General features: G+C 29.7%; 6 protein-coding genes and 1 pseudogene. All 7 read left to right on the forward strand.

Annotation, left to right across the window (positions count from 1 at the left end; translation table 11 throughout):
* Positions 1–324: 324 nt before the first annotated feature.
* The 7 genes and pseudogenes from CLOBL_RS26130 (at position 325) to CLOBL_RS28300 (ending at position 6,636) form a co-directional block, all read left to right on the forward strand.
* Entirely contained in the window at positions 325–717 is a 393-nt protein-coding gene (locus tag CLOBL_RS26130) for an AraC family transcriptional regulator (protein WP_077861672.1), read from the forward strand.
* A gap of 236 nt (positions 718–953) precedes the next feature.
* The gene (locus tag CLOBL_RS26135; protein ID WP_077861673.1) at positions 954–2,684 is read left to right on the forward strand and encodes a sulfatase-like hydrolase/transferase; all 1,731 of its coding nucleotides are present in this window, start codon (positions 954–956) and stop codon (positions 2,682–2,684) included.
* A 312-nt stretch (positions 2,685–2,996) separates the two neighbouring features.
* A pseudogene (locus CLOBL_RS29085) lies at positions 2,997–3,467 on the forward strand (DUF2334 domain-containing protein).
* Complete coding sequence (locus tag CLOBL_RS29090) at positions 3,463–3,792, forward strand: DUF2334 domain-containing protein (RefSeq protein ID WP_278281366.1); 330 nt, start codon at positions 3,463–3,465, stop codon at positions 3,790–3,792. Before CLOBL_RS29085 ends, CLOBL_RS29090 begins: the two are co-directional and overlap by 5 nt.
* Positions 3,793–3,813: 21 nt before the next feature.
* Positions 3,814–4,626, forward strand: a complete 813-nt coding sequence (locus CLOBL_RS26145; protein ID WP_077861674.1) for an alpha/beta hydrolase — start codon at positions 3,814–3,816, stop codon at positions 4,624–4,626.
* Between the two features lie 470 nt (positions 4,627–5,096).
* Positions 5,097–6,260: an amidohydrolase gene (locus CLOBL_RS26150; RefSeq protein ID WP_077861675.1), complete on the forward strand. Its 1,164-nt coding sequence runs from the start codon at positions 5,097–5,099 to the stop codon at positions 6,258–6,260.
* 232 nt (positions 6,261–6,492) lie between these two features.
* Entirely contained in the window at positions 6,493–6,636 is a 144-nt protein-coding gene (locus CLOBL_RS28300) for a hypothetical protein (RefSeq protein WP_009171357.1), read from the forward strand.
* The last annotated feature ends 601 nt before the right edge of the window (positions 6,637–7,237 follow it).

Consider the following 7,237-nt stretch of genomic DNA (forward strand, 5'->3'; position numbering starts at 1 on the left):
TTGATCATATCATGAACTTCCATTGGAGCATTATTAAGAAGAGAGCCACCGCGTATTCCATAATATTTACTGCTAAACCCTTTTGTGATGCATATTTTAAACACTCTACACCCACTTGATGATGTTCATCTAAAATATTGAGTTGTATTTGGGTCATATCTCAATCAAAGGAGTCAACAATCTCTTTAAAAGCTGCAAGTGTACTATGAATAGAGAAACCTTTATGTAGTATTTTCACTTTTTTACTCATTTTATCAATGAAATCTAACCCATCATATTTGTTTATCTTCACTTTGTCAAAATTTATTAAGTCAAATTATTGCCATGACTGAAAAAATCACCTGTACGGAGGGAAATATAAAGACTAGTATCCCATTTCTTACGATTAACCGTCATACTTATGCATCACCATTAACTCTCAGCGTTCTTACTCATTCATTTTGTATTATTTTGCAAGGAATGAAAGAAACTTCATTTGGGAAAGGAATTGGTTTATTATTATGCAGGAGACTTGTTGCTTCTTTGATTGACATTCCTGCATCTGGCCAGATTGTTAATGCGTCGAAAGATTTACCGTTTATAGGATTGCGAGTTGATTTTACAACAAAAGAAATTGCATCAGTAGCTATGGAGGTTGTCTATGAAAGTCCATCACAATTTAGCAGGGAATACAGGAGACTTTTGGTTTACCACCAAAACAAGATATTAAATGGTTAATGGAAAATTATGAAACATCATGAAAAGTTAATAAAACAAAGAAGTGAAACTATCTAAAAAGCCCCAATGAATTAATAAATTAACTAATAAGTAAAGAAATTAATATGAGTCAATTTTTACGTGCTCACTGTAGAGGGAGTGATAGAAGTTTAATTGTAATAAAATTCTATGTTCCTTTAGAATAAAGCGCTTCTCACCCTCATATTGTGTTATGAAGGCTAAAAGGAAGTGAGACGATGAAAAGACCAAATTTTCTTATTATACTTGTAGATGAACAACGATATCCTACTATTTATGAAAATGAAGAAATTAAGGCATGGAGAGAAAATAAATTATTTTCAGAACATTTTTTAAAGAAGCATGGGTTGGAATTTAGTAACCATTATGCAGGAAGTACGGCTTGTTCTCCTAGTAGAGGAACACTATATACAGGGCAATATCCATCACTGCATGGCGTGAGTCAGACAAATGGAGTTGCTAAAAAGGATTTTGATTCGGATATGTTTTGGTTAGATTCCAATACGGTTCCAACTATTGGAGATTATCTAAGAGCTAATGGTTATAACACTTATTGGAGAGGAAAGTGGCATGTATCTCAGGCAGATATTATTATTCCTGGAACTCATAATTCGTTATTAAGTTACAATGATGTAAGTGGAATTCCTAATAGTAATAATACAAGCATTTATAAGAAGGCTAATAAATTGAGCAAGTATGGTTTTGATGGATGGGTTGGTCCAGAACCATTTGGAAGAAATTCATGTAATACAGGAGCATCTTCATCAGGTGAGGTTCCAGGAAGGGATATAGTGTATGCAGAAGAGGTTTCTGACTTAATAATTGAACTTGATAATAAACATCAAGAAAAGCCTTGGGCTATTGTAGCCTCTTTTATTAATCCACATGATATAGCCATTTATGGAGAGATTTCTAGACGTAGTCCACAATTTAATTTTAGAATAGATCCATCCGTTCCGTATATTCCATCAGCTCCGACAGCAAATGAAGATCTAAAAACTAAGCCACGGGCACAAAAAAGTTATAAGGAAGTATTTCAAAAAGCCTTCCAACCAACTATTGATAGTGAGGAATATAGAAAGTTGTATTATTCTTTACAATTACAAGCAGATAAAGAAATATGGAAAGTTCTGGGTTCGTTAAGTAGATCTAAATTTTATGAAAATACTATAACAATTTTCACTTCAGACCATGGAGAATTACTTGGAGCACATGGAGGCTTATTTCAAAAATGGTACAATGCTTATGAAGAAACAATACATGTTCCGTTTATTATTCATAATCCACGATTATTTAGAGAAGGATGTTGCACAAAATTATTAACCAGTCATGTAGATGTTTTGCCTACCATATTAGGATTAGCAAATATTGACGAAGAAAAAACACTTGAAATTTTAAAAAAAGATCATACTGAAGCGCGATATTTAGTAGGTAGAAATTTAATACCTTTAATTTTTGGAAGTGGTAAGGGGATGAAGCAAGAACCAATTTATTTTTCAACAGATGATAATGTAACAAAAGGATTGCATCAAGTGACTTTATTTGGGAATTCTTATGCATCAGTAATATCACCTAACAATGTTGAAACTGTAATAGCATATTTAAATACAGGTAAAGATGGCAAATATGAAAAATGGAAATTAAGTAGATATTATGATAATAAGCAGTTTTGGACATCGCCAGGTATATTAGATAGAAATTTAATTAAAACAGTTAATAAAAAATCTAATTCTATCAGTTATTTTTCAGTAAAGAAGGAACCAGATGAAACAGAGTATGAAATGTATAATGTCACAAAAGATCCTTTAGAGATACTTAATTTGGCTAATAATTCACAACAAAATACTCAAGAGGTGAGAATAAAAGATAAATTAATAATGTTATTGAATGAACAATGCAGAATGAAAAGATTGTATCCATCTAGTGAGCAGCCTAAAGAAATATTATAATAATTTAATATTATAGCTTTTAATTATAAATATTGTGAATCTATATATGCTTTTTTAAAAGATTATACATGATGAATATTATAAATTCATAAGCATATTTTGAAAGCATAGAGTAATATTAAGTGAGCGACCGAGATAAAATAATCTATGATAAGCAATTACTTTTAATAGAAAATAATTTAAAAATAAGCTTTGAAGGGAAGTTATTAAATTTCACTTTATTTGGATAGAGATAAATATGAGAACTATACAAGGCATACTGAAAAAATTGCTTTAATTCGATTTGAAGACGTAACTGCAGGTGAGGAATATTTGGATTCTGAGAATCTTGAGAAATTTAGAATAGTTGTAGATTATATGTTTTCAGTTGGGGCTCCAGTTCATATAGCATGGATACCAAAGTTTGTGGATCCTCCAAACGGAATTGATAATGATATATCTAAAGATTATAGTATGTCTAATGCAAACTTTCTTTTTACAATTGAGTATTTACTAAAGAGAAATGGTGTAATTGGTTTACAGGGTTATACTCATCAGTATGGTAAAGAGGTAAGTGCGGAGGGGACTGAATTTAATAAAGAACGTAATAATGATGAAAAGAATGTAAGAAAAAGGGGTTAGGCAGCTATTAATACAGCAAAAAAGTTAGAATTCCCTGTTAAATTTTTTGAGAGTCGCCACTATGCAGCTACTAGTTTTCAACAAAGTATATTCGAGCAATATTTCGATATAATTTATGAAGGATATGTGGTATGTGGACATATGAGGAGAGAAAATAATTAAGAGTCCAAGTAATTCTAGAACCTTATATGTTCCTACACCTTTAGGCTACGTAGAAGGTAAAGATGGTACGAAGAAAATACTTAAAAGAATAAATAATTTAGGGGAAGATACATTAGCTAGTTTATTTTATCATCCATATATTGATTTTGACCATATAATTCTTCAAAATAACACTAATAATGGATATTCAATGAGTAATTATTCAAAAAATTCGCCGCTTCACCAAATAGTACAAGCATTATATAGTAAAGGGGGTAGTTTTAAAGAAAAAATAAATTTAGTAATTCACAAACTTATCTTCAAATTTATATTATATAAATTATAAATAACTCTATTGGAGGCTGCTATGGGATATTACATTAAAGTAGAACCAGATGTAAAGATCTATGTTGAAGATATTAACAAGGATGCTGAAAAAACAATTTTATTCATACACGGATGGCCTGGAAGTCATAGGTTGTTCGAATATCAATTTGATTTTTTCCCAAAGAAAGGCTATAGATGTATTGGGATAGATACACGAGGATTTGGAGAATCAGATAAACCTTTCACAGGTTATAATTTTGACAGATTAGCAGATGATGTTAAGTGCGTAATTGATACATTAAATTTAGAAGATATAACACTTGCTGGACATTCAAACGGAGGTGGAATTGCAATTAGATATATGTCTAGGCATAGAGGCTATGGAGTATCAAAACTTGCTCTTTTTGCTGCTGTAGCACCAAGTCTAATTAAACGTAAGGATTTTCCGTATGGATTAGATAAAGAGGCAGTTATGCAGCTTATCGAAGGAACATATGCCGATAGACCTAAAATGTTAGAAGGATTTGGAGATATGTTTTTCTTTCAACATATAACTGAACCTTTTTCACAATGGTTTTTTCAATTGGGATTGCAAGCAGCAGGATGGGCAACTGCAGCAATAGCAACTGCATGGATAAATGAAGTTTTCTTTTCTGACTTGGATAAGATAAATGTGCCAACTCTAATTATTCATGGAATTCATGATAAAGTTGTACCATTTGAATTAGGCCAAATACAAGAAAAAATGATTAAGAATTCAGAACTTATACCATTTAAATTTAGCGGACATGCGTCATTTTACGATCAACGTGAGGAATTTAATAAAGTATTACTGAAATTTATTGAAAGATAAGCTTTTAGTTAAATAATAAAGGAGAACCAAATTAAGAGAGAATGGGTTCTCCTTTTTTTTTACAAGAATATTTTAGCAAGTTAAGAGTTTTTATAAATCCATTTTATAAAAGTAAATTTAAAAGAAAAATTGAGAATGGAACATGTAGTAAAATAGAGTGAAATATATTAGTTAAAGTAAAAAAAGATTTGCTATGCAATAATAAAATAAAAAGTTATAAAGAACAAGTTTTTGATATGAGTATACTTATTAAATCTTGGGCATATTAATAATGAAAAATTCACGGATTATTGTATAAGGGAATTCGTGAATTTTTATTTTTAAATGTACATCATTTTATATTTTAAATAAATATATTATTTAAGACAGTTAATCATATAAATGTATGTTTTTGCTTAAACATATTTGCATCAAAATATGCTACTTAATATGAATATAAATATAGAGATGTATTAGGAAGGAAGATTGCATTGAAGGTTACTATTTTAAAAGGCGGTATTTTATATAATTTAGAAGAAGATAATTATAATAAGAAGGACATAGTTATAAAGGATGGAAAAATAGCGGAAATATCTAATAATTTAGCAAATGAATATGAAAATGCTGAAATTATTGATTTGAACGAAAAAATCGTATTTCCGGGATTCATTGATTGCCATACTCATCTTGGAATTATTGAAGAATGTACTGGAAAAATTGGTGTTGATAACAATGAAACTTCAGATCCAGTTACTCCTCATTTAAATGGTATAGATGCTATAAATCCATTTGATATAGCGTTTAAAGATGCAGTGGAATCAGGTATTACCTGTGTTATGAGTGGCCCAGGAAGCAATAATGTGGTTGGAGGAAGAAATGTTGTTATAAAAACCCATGGAACAATTATTGATAAAATGATAGTTAAAAATCCAGCAGGATTTAAGATTTCTCTGGGAGAAAATCCATTGAGTACATATGGAATCAATCATAAATGTCCAGTAACAAGAATGGGAAGTGCAGCACTAATACGAGAATTATTTATGAGAACAGAAGATTACATAGTTCGTAAAGAAAATAAAAAAGTCGAAGAAAGAGATATACGGTTAGAAGCAGTTATTCCAGTATTAAAAGGTGAAATTCCACTTCGTGTTCATGCTCATAGAGCAGATGATATTGTAACCGCTATAAGAATTGCAGAAGAATTTAATATTACTAAAATGGTAATTGAACATGGTACTGAAGCACATCTGGTAAAATCTTATCTAAATGAAAAAAATGTTCCGGTGGCTTATGGGCCGCTTCTTACTCCAAGAATAAAAATGGAACTTAAGGCTAGAAATTATGGCTCTATAGTAGAATTAACTGAAGCAGGTATCAAAACTGCACTTATAACAGATCATCCTTATAATTCAATAGATTGTTTAAGAACAGTTGCAACTATAGCTTTGAGTCAGGGATTATCATTTAAAGATTCAATAAAATCACTTACGACGAATGCAGCCGAAATATTAAATTGTCAAGATAGAATAGGAAAACTAGAAATTGGGTATGATGCAGATATTGTAGTATATGATGGTAACCCACTTGATATAAAATCTAAAGTTAATCTTACAATGATAGACGGTGAAATAGTGTTTAAAAGAGATTACAATTAAGATGGCATAGAAATATTAATAACTTTTATTAGATAGTATAAATTTTAAAACTTTTTATATAGAAGGCTAGTGGAATATTACAAAAGTATTTAAATGTTCTATTAGCTTTTTTATGCGTTAACCGTGAATAATAGACAATAATTAACTAATTTGCTATAATGAAAAATGATGATATAAACTTAAGGTCATACATTAAGTTTATGTAGACTTCTATCATACAAGGAGGTATATAATGGCTGGTTGTAATGAGAAAAATTGTACATGCTCTAATATTGCTTGCGAAAGACATGGAAAGTGCTGCGAATGTGTTAATTTTCATCGTAATATAGGGAATTTAGTGAGTTGTATGAGAGATATTAAAGTTGAAAGTAAATAATTTATTATAGTTATATTAAAAAAGTAAGCAGTAGGTAGGGATAATCTAACTACTGCTTTATTTTTAGTTAATTTTTCTAAGCTTATTTTATTAAATGTTAAAAGTTACTTGTTTAATTCAATGATATAGCAAATAGTAATATAATTTGTGGTGATTAAGGTTATAAAACTTAATATAATCATATTAATATATCATTTTAGTAAGGAGTGTTGCCGATATTTTGGAGAAATATTGTTGTATCATAGAAGATAATGATAGACAACTACTTCTAGCGTATCAATATAAATAAAAATTAGAATGTTAAAGAATAATTGTGAAATATATAAATAATCTAATGAAATCAGGTAATAATAAAAAAAGTAAATAAGGAGGAAATGGTAAGATAAAACACGTCGCTGAGAGCGGTAAACAATTTAAAAGAAATTGATAAAGGACTTAGAAAATAAGCACTTTAAAGAATTTAAAAAAGTTGTTGACAAGCGCTAAGGTAAGTGATAAACTGGTCAAGTCGCTTAAGGCGATTACGATAAATAAAAAGATTACAATGAAAGTTGTGAAAGAAAATGGTCTTTGAAAATTGAACAGAAAATAATAAGTACAT

Source organism: Clostridium sp. BL-8 (genome assembly GCF_002006495.1).
Classification (GTDB): Bacteria; Bacillota; Clostridia; order Clostridiales; family Clostridiaceae; genus Clostridium.

Coding starts and splice junctions, on each gene's coding strand:
- CLOBL_RS26135 (WP_077861673.1), top strand. CDS start 954: ATGAAAAGACCAAATTTTCTTATTATACTTGTAGATGAACAACGATAT.
- CLOBL_RS28300 (WP_009171357.1), top strand. CDS start 6,493: ATGGCTGGTTGTAATGAGAAAAATTGTACATGCTCTAATATTGCTTGC.
- CLOBL_RS26145 (WP_077861674.1), top strand. CDS start 3,814: ATGGGATATTACATTAAAGTAGAACCAGATGTAAAGATCTATGTTGAA.
- CLOBL_RS26130 (WP_077861672.1), top strand. CDS start 325: ATGACTGAAAAAATCACCTGTACGGAGGGAAATATAAAGACTAGTATC.